Annotated in this window: 19 protein-coding genes and 1 pseudogene; all 20 read right to left on the bottom strand. The window is 48.8% G+C overall.

The window, feature by feature from the left end; all coding sequences use genetic code 11:
• A pseudogene (locus CLOSYM_RS22985) lies at nucleotides 1-649 on the bottom strand (hypothetical protein); the annotation flags it as partial.
• A 4-nt stretch (nucleotides 650-653) separates the two neighbouring features.
• Nucleotides 654-1,079, bottom strand: coding sequence for a hypothetical protein (locus CLOSYM_RS06335; RefSeq protein ID WP_021641443.1), 426 nt, complete (start codon nucleotides 1,077-1,079; stop codon nucleotides 654-656).
• Nucleotides 1,080-1,093: 14 nt separating this feature from the next.
• Nucleotides 1,094-1,486, bottom strand: coding sequence for a phage tail-collar fiber domain-containing protein (locus tag CLOSYM_RS06330; RefSeq protein WP_021641442.1), 393 nt, complete (start codon nucleotides 1,484-1,486; stop codon nucleotides 1,094-1,096).
• A gap of 17 nt (nucleotides 1,487-1,503) precedes the next feature.
• Entirely contained in the window at nucleotides 1,504-2,448 is a 945-nt protein-coding gene (locus tag CLOSYM_RS06325) for a phage tail protein (protein ID WP_021641441.1), read from the bottom strand.
• Complete coding sequence (locus CLOSYM_RS06320; protein ID WP_021641440.1) at nucleotides 2,441-3,595, bottom strand: baseplate assembly protein; 1,155 nt, start codon at nucleotides 3,593-3,595, stop codon at nucleotides 2,441-2,443. The genes CLOSYM_RS06325 and CLOSYM_RS06320 overlap by 8 nt, the downstream gene beginning before the upstream one ends.
• Entirely contained in the window at nucleotides 3,588-3,881 is a 294-nt protein-coding gene (locus tag CLOSYM_RS06315) for a hypothetical protein (RefSeq protein WP_021641439.1), read from the bottom strand. Before CLOSYM_RS06315 ends, CLOSYM_RS06320 begins: the two co-directional genes overlap by 8 nt.
• A 9-nt stretch (nucleotides 3,882-3,890) precedes the next feature.
• Nucleotides 3,891-4,295 carry a phage tail protein gene (locus CLOSYM_RS06310; RefSeq protein ID WP_021641438.1) on the bottom strand — a complete coding sequence of 135 codons (405 nt, stop codon included), beginning with the start codon at nucleotides 4,293-4,295 and terminating at the stop codon, nucleotides 3,891-3,893.
• Entirely contained in the window at nucleotides 4,292-4,705 is a 414-nt protein-coding gene (locus CLOSYM_RS06305) for a phage baseplate assembly protein V (RefSeq protein ID WP_021641437.1), read from the bottom strand. The genes CLOSYM_RS06310 and CLOSYM_RS06305 overlap by 4 nt, the downstream gene beginning before the upstream one ends.
• The gene (locus tag CLOSYM_RS06300; protein ID WP_169728235.1) at nucleotides 4,702-5,937 is read right to left on the bottom strand and encodes a LysM peptidoglycan-binding domain-containing protein; all 1,236 of its coding nucleotides are present in this window, start codon (nucleotides 5,935-5,937) and stop codon (nucleotides 4,702-4,704) included. Before CLOSYM_RS06300 ends, CLOSYM_RS06305 begins: the two co-directional genes overlap by 4 nt.
• Nucleotides 5,937-6,137 (bottom strand): tail protein X, encoded by a 201-nt coding sequence (locus tag CLOSYM_RS06295; RefSeq protein WP_021641435.1) that lies wholly within the window; start codon nucleotides 6,135-6,137, stop codon nucleotides 5,937-5,939. The genes CLOSYM_RS06300 and CLOSYM_RS06295 overlap by 1 nt, the downstream gene beginning before the upstream one ends.
• 11 nt (nucleotides 6,138-6,148) lie before the next feature.
• On the bottom strand, nucleotides 6,149-9,487 hold the full coding sequence (locus tag CLOSYM_RS21970) for a phage tail tape measure protein (protein ID WP_049943593.1): 3,339 nt from the start codon (nucleotides 9,485-9,487) through the stop codon (nucleotides 6,149-6,151).
• 159 nt (nucleotides 9,488-9,646) lie between these two features.
• Entirely contained in the window at nucleotides 9,647-9,994 is a 348-nt protein-coding gene (locus tag CLOSYM_RS06285; protein ID WP_021641433.1) for a phage tail assembly protein, read from the bottom strand.
• A 9-nt stretch (nucleotides 9,995-10,003) separates the two neighbouring features.
• A complete protein-coding gene (locus tag CLOSYM_RS06280) occupies nucleotides 10,004-10,519 on the bottom strand; it encodes a phage major tail tube protein (RefSeq protein ID WP_021641432.1) in 516 nt (171 codons plus the stop codon).
• Nucleotides 10,520-10,523: 4 nt separating this feature from the next.
• Nucleotides 10,524-11,978, bottom strand: a complete 1,455-nt coding sequence (locus CLOSYM_RS06275; protein WP_021641431.1) for a phage tail sheath family protein — start codon at nucleotides 11,976-11,978, stop codon at nucleotides 10,524-10,526.
• Nucleotides 11,971-12,243: a hypothetical protein gene (locus CLOSYM_RS06270; RefSeq protein WP_021641430.1), complete on the bottom strand. Its 273-nt coding sequence runs from the start codon at nucleotides 12,241-12,243 to the stop codon at nucleotides 11,971-11,973. Before CLOSYM_RS06270 ends, CLOSYM_RS06275 begins: the two co-directional genes overlap by 8 nt.
• Nucleotide 12,244: 1 nt before the next feature.
• A complete protein-coding gene (locus tag CLOSYM_RS06265) occupies nucleotides 12,245-12,742 on the bottom strand; it encodes a hypothetical protein (RefSeq protein WP_044902192.1) in 498 nt (165 codons plus the stop codon).
• Nucleotides 12,743-12,754: 12 nt separating this feature from the next.
• Nucleotides 12,755-13,345, bottom strand: a complete 591-nt coding sequence (locus tag CLOSYM_RS06260) for a hypothetical protein (RefSeq protein WP_021641428.1) — start codon at nucleotides 13,343-13,345, stop codon at nucleotides 12,755-12,757.
• Entirely contained in the window at nucleotides 13,342-13,674 is a 333-nt protein-coding gene (locus CLOSYM_RS06255) for a hypothetical protein (protein ID WP_021641427.1), read from the bottom strand. Before CLOSYM_RS06255 ends, CLOSYM_RS06260 begins: the two co-directional genes overlap by 4 nt.
• Nucleotides 13,675-13,678: 4 nt before the next feature.
• Nucleotides 13,679-14,014 carry a DUF2190 family protein gene (locus CLOSYM_RS06250; protein WP_021641426.1) on the bottom strand — a complete coding sequence of 112 codons (336 nt, stop codon included), beginning with the start codon at nucleotides 14,012-14,014 and terminating at the stop codon, nucleotides 13,679-13,681.
• A gap of 14 nt (nucleotides 14,015-14,028) precedes the next feature.
• Nucleotides 14,029-15,312: phage major capsid protein (locus tag CLOSYM_RS06245; protein ID WP_021641425.1), on the bottom strand; the 1,284-nt coding region annotated here is incomplete at its 5' end.

The following is a 15,312-nucleotide window of genomic DNA, read 5'->3' as shown; positions in this document are numbered from 1 at the left end:
AATTACTCCAAGTACCGGAGTTATAGAAGTATAGCGTATCACTAACATACCCCTCGAACGTCCCAGTAACACCAAAGATGGTTACACCTTTTTTGATGTTACTGGCCACCAGGGTCGAACTACCCGCCACAGTAATATCACCGCTCGCGTATCTGCCGGCTGCTATGGCAGTCTTTGCCGACGTACCAGGTGTGATAGTTGCCGCGCCCTGTGTGGGAATCGTGCCGGTTATTTTACTTCCGTTTACCCATGCCGTTCTTCCGGCAAGGATATGCCCGGCTGCCGAATCGCCAGGTGTCTGGCTGGCCAGACTCTTTGCTGTTACCTTTCCGGATCCGTTGTGAAACCCATCTGGAATTGTATAACTTCCTCCAGCTCCCAGCTCCTGAGTGACCGCTCCCCGGTTCGTCATCCCACCCACTCGCCGTTCAAACAGCTTCGTTACCGGGTTGAATTTTAAAAACGTTTGGCCCGAAAGTGCCTGCGAATCCGCTAATGTTGTTTCCGTGTCTAAAGTTCCTTCCACTGCTTCATCATCCGAATCGGCGGTAACCGCTTTCAGTCCAGTCGGTACATTTGCTTTCACAAGCGTACATTCGTCCGAACCGGCACCACCGCCAGCGCCTCCCGGCATCCATATCTTACTCATACCCTCACACTCCCTTCAGGCCGATTGTAATGTCCGTCACCGGCTTCTTATAAACTTTAAATACGGCCTGTCCATCAGTCAACTCTGCTGTGCCACCACAGATAATCCCAAACGCCTTGATATATGCCTTTGCTGTGGCTGCATCGGCCCCATCCGCCAGGGCGCTGACCACGGTCGGCTCCATCCCTTCCGCGGCTCCCGAAACCAGAACCATCTGGCTGTACGGTGCGGTTTCTCCAGTCCAGCCAGGTGCCGTAAGAGTAACTTCTGTTACATGCTCCAGACGTTCTATTTGAGTCTTCAGGTAAATATCATTATTCAATAGTGCTTCCGGCACTTCCGCCATTTCTGCACCATCAGCCAGTGTCTCCCTCGTCCACTGTGTCACCTCCCGTGTAAATTCCGGAGGATTCTTGATTATAAATGCCATGCGGTGCCTCCTCTTTAAAAAATTTCGTCCATATCATAAATCTGTGGGATGTCTTCATCTTTTCCTTTCCGCATAAAGGTCCGGTAAGCAATCAAATCGCCAGCCTCGTCAAACAGCCCCATCTCCGATATTTCCTTACCCGTCAGCTCCCCTGCCTCCAGCGTAGCTGTGTACCGGCAAGTTGTCTTGTCGTCACTGGTATAACTATGGCTTTCGATCGCTTTTTCCAAAAGCTTGTTATACAGGCCTACTTCGTTCCCCGTTGCCAGTTTCGGAGTTCCTTCCTCATCCACACCGCCATCCCCCCAGGCCATTTTCGTAATTTTAGGTAATGCTTCATCGCCAGCATGGGCCATGCACAGCTTTTTCCTCCCTGTCATCGTGATTACACCTTTGTTCTCTGCCATGTTCTATCCTTCCTTTCTTATAGTGCATACCGACCGCCGTCGAGTTTCCGGCTGCCATTCAACTTCCAAGTTCCATCCAGACCGTTTAACTTCGTCATATAACTATCCGTTTCAATCTTACATACTGCCGATACCTGACAGTTCAACCGTTCTGCCATCTCCATCTGCTTTACAACGCCCGTCTGTACCTGCTGAATGGATTCTGTTTTAATAGCAACCTGTACTCTCTCGTTCATATTGACTCCGGCCAGCTCTGTTCTCGCTCCCCCGCTAACCTTTGCCCACAACCGGACCTTTACCGGATAAAAATCCAGCATTTCCTCGCTGTCATAACCATTCAAGCGGCGGCTCCCATTCAGCCTCCAAAGGGCGTCCAGATACAAATAGCCTAAGTTATATCGTGGGTGGAATTGGAACCGAAAACATACTTTGTTCTCGTAACTGATAGGTACCCCATATTCGGCGCCAACATGAAATTCCAGCACCTCTAACCAAGAACGTACATTTTTATAAACACGAATTCGGTCAACAATTTTCTCCCCGTCCCCCACATGAATCACGTCGTCTAGGGCCAAATCAACGATAGCCTTAAAAAAATATGGTTTTCCTCCATAGATATACCACTCCTGCAATCTTCCGCCCTGGAACAAAGTTCCCAGGTATTCCGATAAAACGGAACCAGTTCCCCCTCTCAGATACCAGGCTACTGTCTGCTTAATCATTCCTTCTCGAACGCTTCGCTTTGTATCCGGCTCATAATACTGCACTCGTAGTTCTACTGCCAGTAGATTTAACGCTTCGTCTGGCAACTCCTTAATGGCAGCATAAATCGGTGCCGCCCTGGCATACCCCTGCAAGTCCCTCAACCCACCTTTTATCGCCGCGCTCAGCGCCTGTGTCTCTGGCTGGGACAGATTTTCCGGTAACACGGAAAGCAAATCTGCATCTTTGAAACTAATCATCCTGAAGACCTCCGTATACCAGATTTATGGCTGACGCCTTCGCAACCTTTGCTCCTGTTATTTCTGCAAATACAGGCTTTCGAATCTCGGCCCATTTCACTCCAGCCTGAACCAATTCGAACATCAGCCTTGATGGATTAATGTCCCTTGCAATCGCTGCCTGTTGCCAGTTTACATAGCTCTGGCAGGCTGCTTCTGCCTTTTGCTTGATTGTTTCCGCCATATCCCGATTTGACCGATTGATGTAATAAGTGACGTCAATGGAATATGCCTCTTGGCTCGGCGCCTTTACAACAACTTTGTCTGTCAACGGTCGTTTGCTATCATTTTCCAGAAAGCCACTCAGTCCCTCTAAAAAGGTTTCACCTGGCAATTCCCCGTTCCGCAACAGTACATAGATATCTACCTCGCCCGGAGATTCACTATATATTTTGCAGTCCTGAATCTCTGTGCTATACGTCATAACCCAATAACGGTATGCATCCTCTGGTCCGGCGGTAGAATAGGATGATGGTGATAGATAAATTCGTTCGGCCAACTCCTCATCACTTTCCTGGTCGGCTCCGCCCTCCGTCTTTGTCGTATTTTCTACCCGTTCAATATAATTAACCGGGTCTACTAATGTTGCAATTTCCCCTGGAAGAAAACCATTTCCGACACTGCCAGGTGTCAGGCATTTGACCGGGATATCGATATATTCGGCGCCCGCTGGGATTTCCGTCAACAAAGTTGTTGCGAAAAACAACTTATCGCCTTTTACTCTTGTATTTTTCGGAATTACTACTGGAGATTCCCTGGCGGCCGACAGATAAAAACGTTCTGTGGTCATAGCCGCCTGCGCCGGGAGCCGCTCCACATTCTTCATGGCCGCCAGATTATCCAGGAAATCCCCTGTACTGTATTTTAAAAGTCCCATTTTTGCAGCACGATCTACATACTGAAAGCCTTGATAAATCAGAACAGAACAACTATATAAAATCAGCCGAATGGGGTCAGAAATGGCAAGTTCCTGCTCCTCTCCCGTCAATTCCTTGTACCTGCGCTGATACTCTTTTATCAGTTCAGAAAGGAACGTATCAAAGGATTTTCCCTCTATGAAACTAACTTCCGGGTATTGTTCAAGTCTTTTTACGATTGTTTCACTCACTATTTTCCCTCCTCCTGCAACTGATTTTTGCGGTCGCCTCTCCGTTTCCCGGATTATGAACAAACTCTATCCCCACAATTTTAATATTTGGTAAATACTTTTCCGTTTTCTGCAGGAGTTCCTGATAAAATAGGCTTTCCGCAACATCCGGCTGAGCGTCCAGGCACTGCCAGCTTATTCCATAATCTCTGATTACTGGTACGCTTCCGGCGCGTGTGGAGAGCAGCATGGAAAGCTCCTGCCTCAATTTTTCTTCCTTTTTGTCAAATACTATCGCAAACTCCACATCGGCCTCCTACACGTATTCCTGTAAAGTCAGATCCGCCGTAGCTCGGAACAGCTCTCCTTTTACCAGAATTCTTTCCCAGATTTCTGAACTTTTCGCAATAACCCAGCGTTGGTTTCCTACCTGCTGATTTCCGATAATAAGATAATGGGCGGTTCCAAGCTCCACCATATCTTCGATTTTTTCCAGCATCTCCCTCGGAGGAATACCAAGGCCTGCATCTAAGAAAATTCTAAACGAAATCGTCTGGAGTTCTGGCCCCGAAAAAACGGTAAGAGGCTTTTTCCCAATCCGCTCCATGTTGCTCCATGAACCAGCAATTTCCCGTTTAAAATTCTGAAAGGTAAGGAGTTGTTGGTCGCTGACTTTAAAACGGATGGTTCCGAATGTTCCTATTTTTGCCACAATGCTCATCCCTCCAATGCATCAAGCTTTTTTTTCATTTCAAGCAGCTGTGTCAATGTAATCGTTCCGGCGCTCCCCTGCAAGGAAATTTCTCTGTCGCACAGCGTCAGTACACCTCCTAGTTGCTTCAGGAAAGCAGCGTCGTCATCGCCTAATCTTTTGTAAAACATTCCAGGCCCACTTTGGGACGGAAGAGAACGGTCTGACCAAAAGCCCCCCATGACAATTCCCACGCTGCTATCATTTGATAAGTGAAGCACTAACACTTGGTCATCCACTTTCGGCATCTGATATTCACCCGTTCCACAAAAAACAGGCAGTTCCGCTGTTCCTTTTTCACTTTTATCCGGATAGACAATACGAACGGTACCGGCCGCATAATTGACACTCGATACATTTCCTACTCTGATTTCGTTCATTTCGCTCCTCCTGGTATTGTTAACTCCGTTCCCGGGTAGATCCAATACCCTCCACCCGAGTCATTTTTTCCGTGACGCTTCGCTTCTGCTTCAATCTTTTCCCGGTTTGCCTCGTAAATTAATGTATATTTTGTATTGTCCTGATAAAAGGTTTCCGCCAAATCCCAAAGAGTATCTCCCTTTACCACTGTATAACAGCTGGCAGACGGCCGCTCTTCTGATGTCTGGCCGGCAATATCGGTATCCGCACTTATTTGATATAAACTGAGACGGATACTGTACTCTTTTCTTGATACTCTGTGGCTTACCTGCGTTACAAAGTAGATCCCATCCATTTTATCAAATCCGGCTAATCTTACCGTACAAGCCGCCGGTATTGGTTCATTCGGAAACAAGGTGAGTTCCATTGTAACTTCCTTCCGGTTCGCGTTGCGGAGTGCATTTTTCCCAATTCGTTCGGCATCGGCCACGCTTTCTGCCTTCTCATTGACTGTCAAAACACGCCCCTCCCGGCCAATAAAAGCCTCTACCTTCTTACCTTTCTTTGGATCTGTATAGCTGACCCTTGCTCCGGTATAGGTTCCTTGAACACTTCCCTTGTATTCCCATTTTCTCACTGCTTCCCGTTCAATAACCGCAACCGGTTCCTGCGCTTCATATTCTTCATACGACCATATGATAATCTGGGAAAGATACACCTTGATTCCCATACCATATTTATTACAAAGCTCCTGAAGATAGCGGCTGTCTGTTTCCCCGTTCTGCTCTTCCCGTTCCAGCGTAATCTCCTGTCCTGTGTCATACACGAGAGTGAGTCCGTACCGTGCAGCAATCTCTGCTGCAATCTGGTGAATAGTAACCTTTTCCCAGGTCTGAGTACGCGTCGTCTCCTTAAAATCCAAATTGACGGGCGATGAAACTCCTTCAATCACAACTTTCTGCGGCGGCCCTGAGAGTCGAAAAGAATCTACGATAAACTCACCGCAGTAAAAGCCCTGGTCAATCCCCTCCCCTTCCCAGTCCTCCAGTTTAATCCCAGCACTAATTTTATCCCCTTTATACGGAATCCAGGCACCTGACCATTTTTCATCTGCATCGCCGATTGTAATGGAAATAGAGTCAGACTCCTCTGTGGAATCATCATACTGAAAATCAGACAAGGTATCCGATATATAGATATTGGCATCCACGCCATTGTAAAAAATATCCGTCTGTACTCTTCTTGTTCTCACTACTTCCTCCATTCCGGCCATCCCTGCTTTTCATCGTTGCTTAGTTCTGGGATGTTAACCAGGAGCCCGGCCGGAAACACCACATAATCCAGCAGCTGGAAATTATTCATCATCAAAATGTCCATCTTCTTTTCATCTCCATACTGCTTTTTTGCAATCATATCCCAGGTATCTCCCTGGACGGTTTGATAGGTATCCATTCCGCTCCTCCTTAAAAACTCATCCGACTTCGGCTTTCCTCGAACCGGAGAAACCACTCTTTAAATCGCTCAAAGGAGACCTGCTCTGCCTCCTCCACCTCTTCACGGCCAGCGTTCCCATAAAGATTAAGTACTGGAGAATACGCTGGTAGAGCTGCCGTCTGTCCCTGAAAGCTGGAAGATGCGGCCGGCGCTCCTGAAAGCGCCTTCGAATAGACTCCATAATTATTTTCCTGATATAGGCCGAGGAGATGGCCGGTTTCTTTCCAAAGTTCTGTCGCATTTCGGGAACCGTCAAGAGGAATTGCCGCTTCAGGTCCTTCCTCTGCGAATTCGGCTATATGCGGCGTATCAAAGATTCCGCCTTCTGCATGGGCTGGTAATACGCCTTTCTTAAATTGGCTGAGTGCCGTTTGCCCCTGGTCACTCTTCGTAAGTGTCTGAACATTGACCGGCACAGTTACATCCAATCCTTCAGCAAACTGTACCCTCATTGATTCAAGAAATCCTCTAGCCGCTGCCTCGGCCTCCGGGTACATGCTCTCAACTGCCTTTATAGCCTCCTGCGGTATCTGCCCGCTCTGCTGCTGAACCGTTTCCAGGAGCAGCGCCCGCTCCGGGCTGTTTACAACCTGTTTACCTATGATTGTCCAAAGATCCTCTTTTTCACCGGCTGCCGCACCAATCGTCCCTATATCCGCCATTGCCTTCTGAATCGCTTCCGGCACTTCTCCTCCTGCCCGTTCAATCTGCGCAGTCAGGCCTCTCAGCTGTTCTTCTGTCGGAGCCATCCCCTCCAAGAGCATACCAATTGCATTCTTTGCATCCGGCGAAAGTTCCACTGAATTCAAAGCGTTTTCAATTGCAAAATCTAAAGCCTTTACAAAATCTTCTGGATTGGAAATGTTTGGATTTTCAAAAATCTGATTCAAAGAAGCATTCAGACTTTCATTGATGGCATCCATCGCAGACTGAATCTCGCTACCGTAGGTTGCCATAATAGTATCCTTCATTGCCTGATAGCCATCTAAAGTCTGTTGCGCTTTCTTCTCATATCCTCCCTGAAATAATTGTTTTTTCTTAACTTCAAATTCTTCCGGTGAAAGTCCGATCCGTTCTCCGTTTAAGTCCGTCTCCCCTCGTTCCCAAGCTATACGCTGCGTGTTTAAGCTGGCTAAAGCCTTCTCTGTCGCGTCATCTATAGCCGTATTCGCCTGCTCGGTATAATCTGCAATCGCTGACTGCAAATTCTGAAAAGTTTCAGGCGTTAAGGCTACCCCAGCAAACTGTCCTTCTATCATCTGCAGCTTTGCGGCATTCTGGGCATCGGTAATCATACTTGTGATATCCGCCATTTCTGCCAGATAGCCATCCACAATCTTCTGTTTATCTAGGGTAAGCCCGTTCTCCGTGATATCTTCTAACGCTTTACTAATATCCTGCTTTAAAGGATCCAACTGAGCTAAAAGCGACTGGTAAAAAGCTCCGCTATCCTCTGCAAATCCCTGACCGGAATCTCCAAGCACCAACTCCACTGCCAGATTAAGTTCATATCCTTTTTCGGCGATATAGTCTTGGGCACTTGTAACATAACTATCAACATCGCTGACATAAGATTCTGCGTCAGATGCGTCCAGCTCCATTCCCATTGATAACTTCCATTCCGTCTTCTGTATGGATTTCAGACTATCTTTCATAGACTTAAAAAATTCATCAGCTCTGCCTGAGGAGGACTCCATTGCCTCAATGTTGTCAAACAGCCTATCCCCCACAATGTGCCGTGCAGCCTCGTTTAGCTCTTCCATTGACAGCGTCAAATCTCCAAAATGCTCCGACAGATTCTTGGCCGCCTTCTTTTTCGCAGTCCGTTCCATCGCGGAGCTGATTCCTACAATGCCTCCAATTATCAGGCCCGCGGCGGCCACCGGCCAAGCCGACATCATTCCGGACAGTGTGCCGAGCAATTTCACTGCCGCTGTTGCTCCTTTCGCTGCCTTAAATGTCAGCATCGCCGCGGCAATTCCCTTAATACTGCCTTCTATCACTCCCGGATGCTGTAACAGCCATTCCCCCGCATCGAGAAGCGGCCCAAACAGGCTTTCTGTAGCCTTCGCAAAGTTCTTCGCTTCTCTTCGAATTGTAGGGATATCCTCTTTTAAATTTTCGGTGAAAGAGCTGACCCAGGCCGTTGCATCCTGTACCCCCTTCCGGAGTAGACTGCTGAATCCTCCGTAAATTTCGATTCCGGCACCTTCCAGGCCACTTTTTAAGATGGTAATGTCCCCCTCCAGGTTATCCAGACGGACTTCCGACATTTTCTTTGCTGCTCCTGCGGAATTGTCAATCGCCGCAGTCAGCTTCGTAAAATCCGCTTCACTGGCGTTGACTATTGCAAGCAAGCCGGACATGCCTTCTTTTCCGGCGATCCCGGCAGCGTATTCTGCCCGTTTCGCTTCTGATAATCCCGAAAATCCCTGGCGAAGCTCCTGTAATTGCTGCCGGAATGGCTTCATTTTTCCAGTACCGTCTACCAAAGAAAGGGACAACTTGTTCATGTATCCCCGCATCTGCTTAGTCGGTTTTGCCAGGTTGGTCAGCATGGTACGCATAGCAGTACCGGCTTTTTCTCCCTTAATACCTGCGTTTGCCATCAATCCGGTTGCCGTTGCCACGTCCTCGATGGTATAGCCAAAAGAACCAGCCACCGGAGCCACATACTGAAAGGTGGCACCCATCATGGCAACATTCGTGTTGCTGGAACTGCTGGCCTGCGCCAGAACATCCGCAAAACGTGCCGACTGGTCCGCCTGCAGGCCAAAGGCTGTCATCGCATCCGTCACAATGTCCGATACCGTTCCCAGTTCTTCCCCGGAGGCAGCCGCCAGATACATGATGCCTGGCAGGCCGGAAACCATTTCCTGTGTCTTCCAGCCAGCCATCGCCATGTATTCTAAACCCTGTCCCGCCTCTGTGGCAGAAAATTTCGTCGTTCGGCCCATTTCGGCCGCAACCTCTTTCAGTTGTTTCATCTCACTGGAGGATGCCTGGGAAATCGCCTGTACCGTACTCATCTGAGCCTCAAAGCTGGAACCGGCCATCGTGGAAGCGGTGAGTAATCCGGCCAGGCCAGCAGAAGCAGCCGCGGCCCCTTTCGCCATCACAGCAAAGGTTTTATTTGCAAAGGAGTCTAAACGGTCAACTCCCTCCAGGAATCCCTGATTCGTTCTCCTGGAAAATTTATAGAGTGTTGCAAGCTCTCTTTCCGCTTTTGAGAAGGCTTTCCCGAAGGAACTTTCCACTTCTCCACCTATTTGAACCTTTAATTCATATCCTTTACCTTTTCCTGCCATTCGCCCGCCTCCTTTCCTCTTTCGCTGCTTCCGAAACATCTTTCATGGTCAGGTTCAGCATTTTCAGCGGAAGGCCATAGAAAAAATCAAGTCCTGTATGGCTGTACCTGGCTGCAGCTACACAGGACTTCCTCGCCTCCCGGATGTCACGGAATCCGGCTATACCGACATGTAGAAAAAACGGTATACCCTATTTTTTAACACAATCGCATCTCTGGCGCTTAAATGTCCCAATACTTCCAGTGGAAGTCCCGTCAGATGCTGGGCCGTTAATTTAGCAAACAGAAGGGTGGATTCTTGCATTACCGTACCAGTTCCACCCATCTCATCGTAAATACTGTAAATTCTTGCCATGTCATCCAGCGTCATATCGTCCAGTCCCGTTAAATCCAGAGATTCAATCTGCATTCCCATGTGGGAAACCGGCTTTTTAAGCTTTATAATCTTCCAACTCTCTTTTTTATCCTGTACCTTCTTTGGTGCATCTTTTTCATTTTTTGTTTCCATACGCCCTCCTTAACACATGTTTCTGACTTCCCTTAAGACATCTTCTCCGTTTACAATGTAAACACCATTCAGCTTGTCAATCTCCAGCATCGTTGTTCCGTCAATCACAATCTTGTAATAGCTGAGACTTAGAGTCACGCTGGACTCCATCTTTGCCCCTGCCTTTACACTTCCGGGTGTAAAGGTTTTAACTACTCCGCGAACAGCAATGCTTAGCTGCGTATAGCCAACCTTCCCCGTCCCGCTATCCATCCCCTGAATCGCACCGCTCAAAAGCAGATCCGCCGCCTCGTTTGGATTCATCATAGAAAACGCATCTTTGCTCAGTGTTGTGTAGGGAATCTGGATATCCATTGTATCTGTCAGTCCTATAACGGGGATTTCCAGATTTCCTCCTGTCCCGGCTCCCTCGATGGTGTCTGTCAGGTTTGTTACCTCCGGAAGTTCTACCTCGCCGGAGGTTCCAATTAACTTAGTTCCGTTTCGATATAAATTAAATCGATTAATTACCTGCGGTATTTTCATGCTCTTACTCCTCTCCGCCCACAATGGACGCCTGCAATGCCGTCATATCAAACTCTTCTGACGCCAGAATGTATTCCAGTGGCGTATACGGAGCCAGATAAATTTTCACTTTCACATGGCCGTTTAACAGGCTCTCATTATCATTTTCGCTCTCATCATATTCCATCCGAAGACCGGCGCACATCCCCTGGCTGACCAGGCTGTTTCCCCAGATATTAAAGCTGTTTACAATGTCGTCAATAGTCCGGCGATTCATAGAGGCATCTAGTCGGCTCTGGTATTGGCGGATAAAATAATTTGCCACAAAGCTGAACATTCTCCGGCAGCCAATTCGATAATCCTTCGGGTCTGTATTTTCCGGATAACATCCGGTATTATTTCCCCAGCTCCTCCAGCCACCGTCATTGATAGCGGTCACAACACCATCTCCATTCAGATAGGCCGCCTGTGTTTGGTCCAGCGTAATCTCCGTTCCATCCGCTAATACCGCCCCTTCAACATTCAAAAGGCGATTGGACGGATACAGATAAGGGACATCTCCATTCGTCGCCGTGTAATAACTGGCCATCGCCCCATAGGCCGCAGAAAATGCCATGTGTTTCCCGCCCATTAGAAGTTCCGGCCATAGAACAATTGCATGGGAGTCCGTATATCCATTTTGTTTCTTCACCGTTCCACATTCACTGTATTTTCTGGTGGTGGCTGTATCTAAGTCCAGCACACACTCACATCGAAATACCCCGTTAATCTCTGTACACTTTTCCTGTATCGCAGCCCCGACGTTTGGTCTCTGGCTCCAGCCGGGCGCGAGAATTAACCCTGGAGAGAGATGAAACATAGGATAAACCCGGCGTACCAGCTCCAATCCCGTTTCTTTCCCTGTTTCCATGTCATAGGCGCCAATAATATCCTCTTCCGTCACCATCGACGGAGCCAAATATTTATAACTTACCTGAATATTCTCCAGCTCATAGCCGTTCCCTGTGCTAAGCAGGGTAATAACGCTCTTTCCTGCACTGTTAAAACTCGAAATATAGTCCTCATTCAATTTCAGGGCGGTCCCTTCTGCCTGAGCTTTTATTTGGATACTACTCAACAGAATTCCTTCTTTATCAAGTGTCACCTGGTGATTTTTGACTTGGCAAGCTGCTTCCGCTACCTCTTTGCTGTGCTTGTCTGGATCCAGAACATTCACGTAAATAACCGGATAGACATTAAACATCTGAAAAGATGCGTAAATGCTCTGACACAGCGTATAGCTCCAATCATCTGTGTATCCCAGTTTTTCAACCGCTTCCGCAAACGACTGTACCAGCACCGGACGGTTTACATATTCCTTTGGATTTTTAGTCATATTAACCGGTGCGGTTCCCACCACCACCTGAACGCCATAACTAGTTGCAAGTGGGCGCTGATAGGTTGTCTTTTTTTCTTCTACTTCAATTCCGTGCTTATACATGCAGCTCCTCCTTTATCTGCTCTGCCTTGCGGTATAACGCATTTAATTCACTGTCTCCGGCTCTCAGCTGCTTCCTCTTTTCCGCCAATTCTGCCGCCGGCACTAAAAGCCCTTTCAGAAACGGATAAGCCCCTAAAAGAGTCTCAAACTTGGGGAGGCTTCCCTCTTTTAACGCTGTCCCCTTCTGGACAATCCCGTAAAACGACGGTCCCAGATATACACTGACCGGAGTGTCTATTCCGGTTTTTCTACTTTCTTTTTTCATGTTAAATCACCTCATCCTCTTCCATTTCAGGAAGGTTCCATGTCATTTCGATTCCACCGAAAAAATACGGGTAGGTGTCCTCGTCCTGAATCACTGCCTTCATCCTTTTTTCACAATAAAAAGCATCCAAAACCGTATCCGCCCGGAACCGGCCCGTAATGCGGTTTAAGAGGTTCCACAGCGTCTGGTACCCCTGCATACTCTGGGAGTGGTCACAGATGCAAAAAAGAAGATAGAGCTTCGCCGCCCCTTCCCCTTCCTCATAGGAAATTTCCGTTGTTTTCACAATAAAATATGGAATCAACGCATCCTCCGGGTCACTTTCCCCGAAACCGTCCCCCGCATCCTCGTTCCAGTTTGCCGGAAGGGGAAGCTGCGGAATCGCCTCCGCATACCCCTTTAGCCGTTTCTCCTGACCGTCAATACCCTCCAGGCGAATATCGGAGGACAGCGCCTCAATCTCCTCAATTAAGCTTCGTTCCAACTGATTATTGGTCATCCTCATCCTCCTCTACACCCGAAACGCCTCATCAATAAAATTCCAAAGAGCCTGATTCAGTCCCTCCTGCAGTTCGCCCTCCATCGGCCGGTAGACTGTCTCGGAGATCTTTGAAACAGACGGCCCCAACAGTTCCTTAACGGGGAAACGGGCTTGAGACTTTCTCTGGAAAATTCCCTTATGTTCCTTTTGCTCCTCTTCCCCCTCTTTTTTCGGCGCCTTCATCTTAGCCACAAACCCTTTTAAATCTCCTTTTTCCAGCTTCTTTAAGGCTCCTCTTTTTACGGCTGCCTTTGCCGCTGTCCGCTTCCCTTCTTTTGCCGTTTTATAAGCCTTGGTTAAAGACAAAGGGGAGCCGGATACTTCCAACTGCGCGTACAGCCGGGACGTCGTTGCCTTTTTTATCGATACATCTTTTTGGGTAAAAGCCGATCGCTTTACCGTATATCCCTGTTTTACCCCGCTGTAGATCTTCTCTCTGGCCTTTTGGGCTGCCTCATTCACCGCCTTCTTGATGATTGGCTTCGGTTTTTTCCCTGATGCCTGTAAAAGCTTCTGAATTTGTTCCTGGTTTTCCAAATGGATATACAGTTTTACACTCATGTCGCACGCACCGCCTTCAGACTGATGGAATAGACCCCATCCTCGTTAATGGCATCTGTGATTTGATAAAGCCGGCCGTCCAGGGTCAGTGTCCTTCCGGCCGCCGGCAGAGGGCCAAACTCCGAAGCTGCCACGTAAAACAAGATTTGCCGCTTATAAATGCCCTCTGCGCTGTCTGTCCCTGTACTCCGCTTCTCCCGTTCAATCATCTCATTGTCATCAATCACAATGGGGATTTTCCTGTCATTAATCAGGTGCGGCGTTCCAAACTCCTCCGTATCGAGAAAAATATTTCGAATATCCTCCCTGACAATATCCTTGAATCCCATCGCCTTACCCCAGAAGCTTGACTGTGGCCGCGGCCTCATCGGCCCCGGAGGCCGCAACGGCGTACCCTATAGGCGAAGCCGCAGCTGCAGCCTTGTCAATCCCGTCTGCCTCCGTGTAAACCACAGCGTCTCCCATTGAGAGTGCGACGCTGGCCTTCTTCGGAATCTCAAAGACGCCGGTCACATGGAGGGCCCCCACTGCGCCAGCAGGAATCTCTCCTCCAGCCACGCCAATCCTGTCTCCGAATAAAACAACGGTTCCCGCCAAAATGGCTGCATCTGTGCTGTTTTTGTAATCGAGTGTTTCTCCCCGCTGAATATAAACTGCTGTATTTGCCATAATTTTTCTCCTTCCTACGCCAGTGCAATCGGCGACGTAATCTCAATACCCGGGTTCTTCACAGCTCCTCTGTAATCTAAGACCGTAATACCCCAGTCCCCATACACATCCCAGGCAAAGCCAAGCTGGCCAGGAGCCTCCATGCGCCGGATATTCGGGATGTCCTGTCCGTTTAAGTAATCCACCTGGATGAAATCGGTGTCATTGGTATCGCCGACTAAAAACCAGGGAATTGGCCCGCTAGTAATCTGGGCGTTCAGAGTGGCATCCTCCACAATACGGATAGAATCCTTGTACTGGTAAAGCGGATTGACATCCCCCGACGCGCTGACCGTAGCCGAATTAAACAGGGTATACATCTTAAATTTGTACCCCAGCGGAACCACCAGGACTGCCGGGCGGATGATGATGGCCTGCTCTGCCCCATCCAGCTTCCTCTTGTGACCTCCCAGCGCCAGAATCATGGACTGAACCGCCTCCTGGGTAATGCCGCTCCCCTTCGCCAGAAGGTTCCTGTGGTCAGAGCCAAACAGAACCTTGCCGTCATAAATCTTCGGGTTCCCGGTCATAATCCGGTATACCTGGGTGTTAATCGTCGTCCTGGCCGCCTTCGCCGCCCGGGCCGGCAGCGTCGTTACCACACCCATATCGTCATTGATAAACGCCTGACGGGACATGGTAAACTGGCGTCCATAGGTTTTAAGCTGTCTCTGCGGCAGCTTCTCATCCGTAGGAACCGTATGCTTCAGCTCTCCGTTCTCCGGCACCTCCAAAAATTCCCCGAAGCTGCCCTGCACATAATAGTTATCGGCCTTTTTAAAGTCTGTCAGGGTGCCGCGGGTCGTGAACTGGTCAAAGGTAACCGGAGCGGTCTTATGCCCCTCGGCATAGGCCTTGCGGATGGTCTGATCCATGATGGCCGGGAATGCGGAGGTCGGATTGTAAAAGGAGCGTCGCATGGTTTCCTCAAACAGCTCATTGGGGTTCATCATGTAATAGTTTCTCTTGTCTCCCCCCTCCTCTGCCGCCATACAGTTGGCCGCGATCATGCGGAGAGAAGCGCCGCGAAAGTCTCCTGCACCCGCCGCCGGGTTTTCAATGGCAATGTTATTCCTGAGCAGGATTCCGTCCACAATAGCTGCGCGCTTCTTATCCTCCTCATCTTCCGTTACTCTGGCTGACAGGGGCGCTCCGTTTCTCTCCAGCTGCCCCAGAACCGCCTCTCTTACCTGGGCCATCGTATCCCCCCGGGATATGAACGGCTCAGCATCCATACCAAAGCGTGCGCATAAACCAGT

Source organism: [Clostridium] symbiosum ATCC 14940 (genome assembly GCF_000466485.1).
GTDB classification, from domain to species: Bacteria; Bacillota; Clostridia; order Lachnospirales; family Lachnospiraceae; genus Otoolea; species Otoolea symbiosa.
Note: the sequence above shows the minus strand (reverse complement) of the source record. Positions and strands in the feature narration are given on the sequence as shown.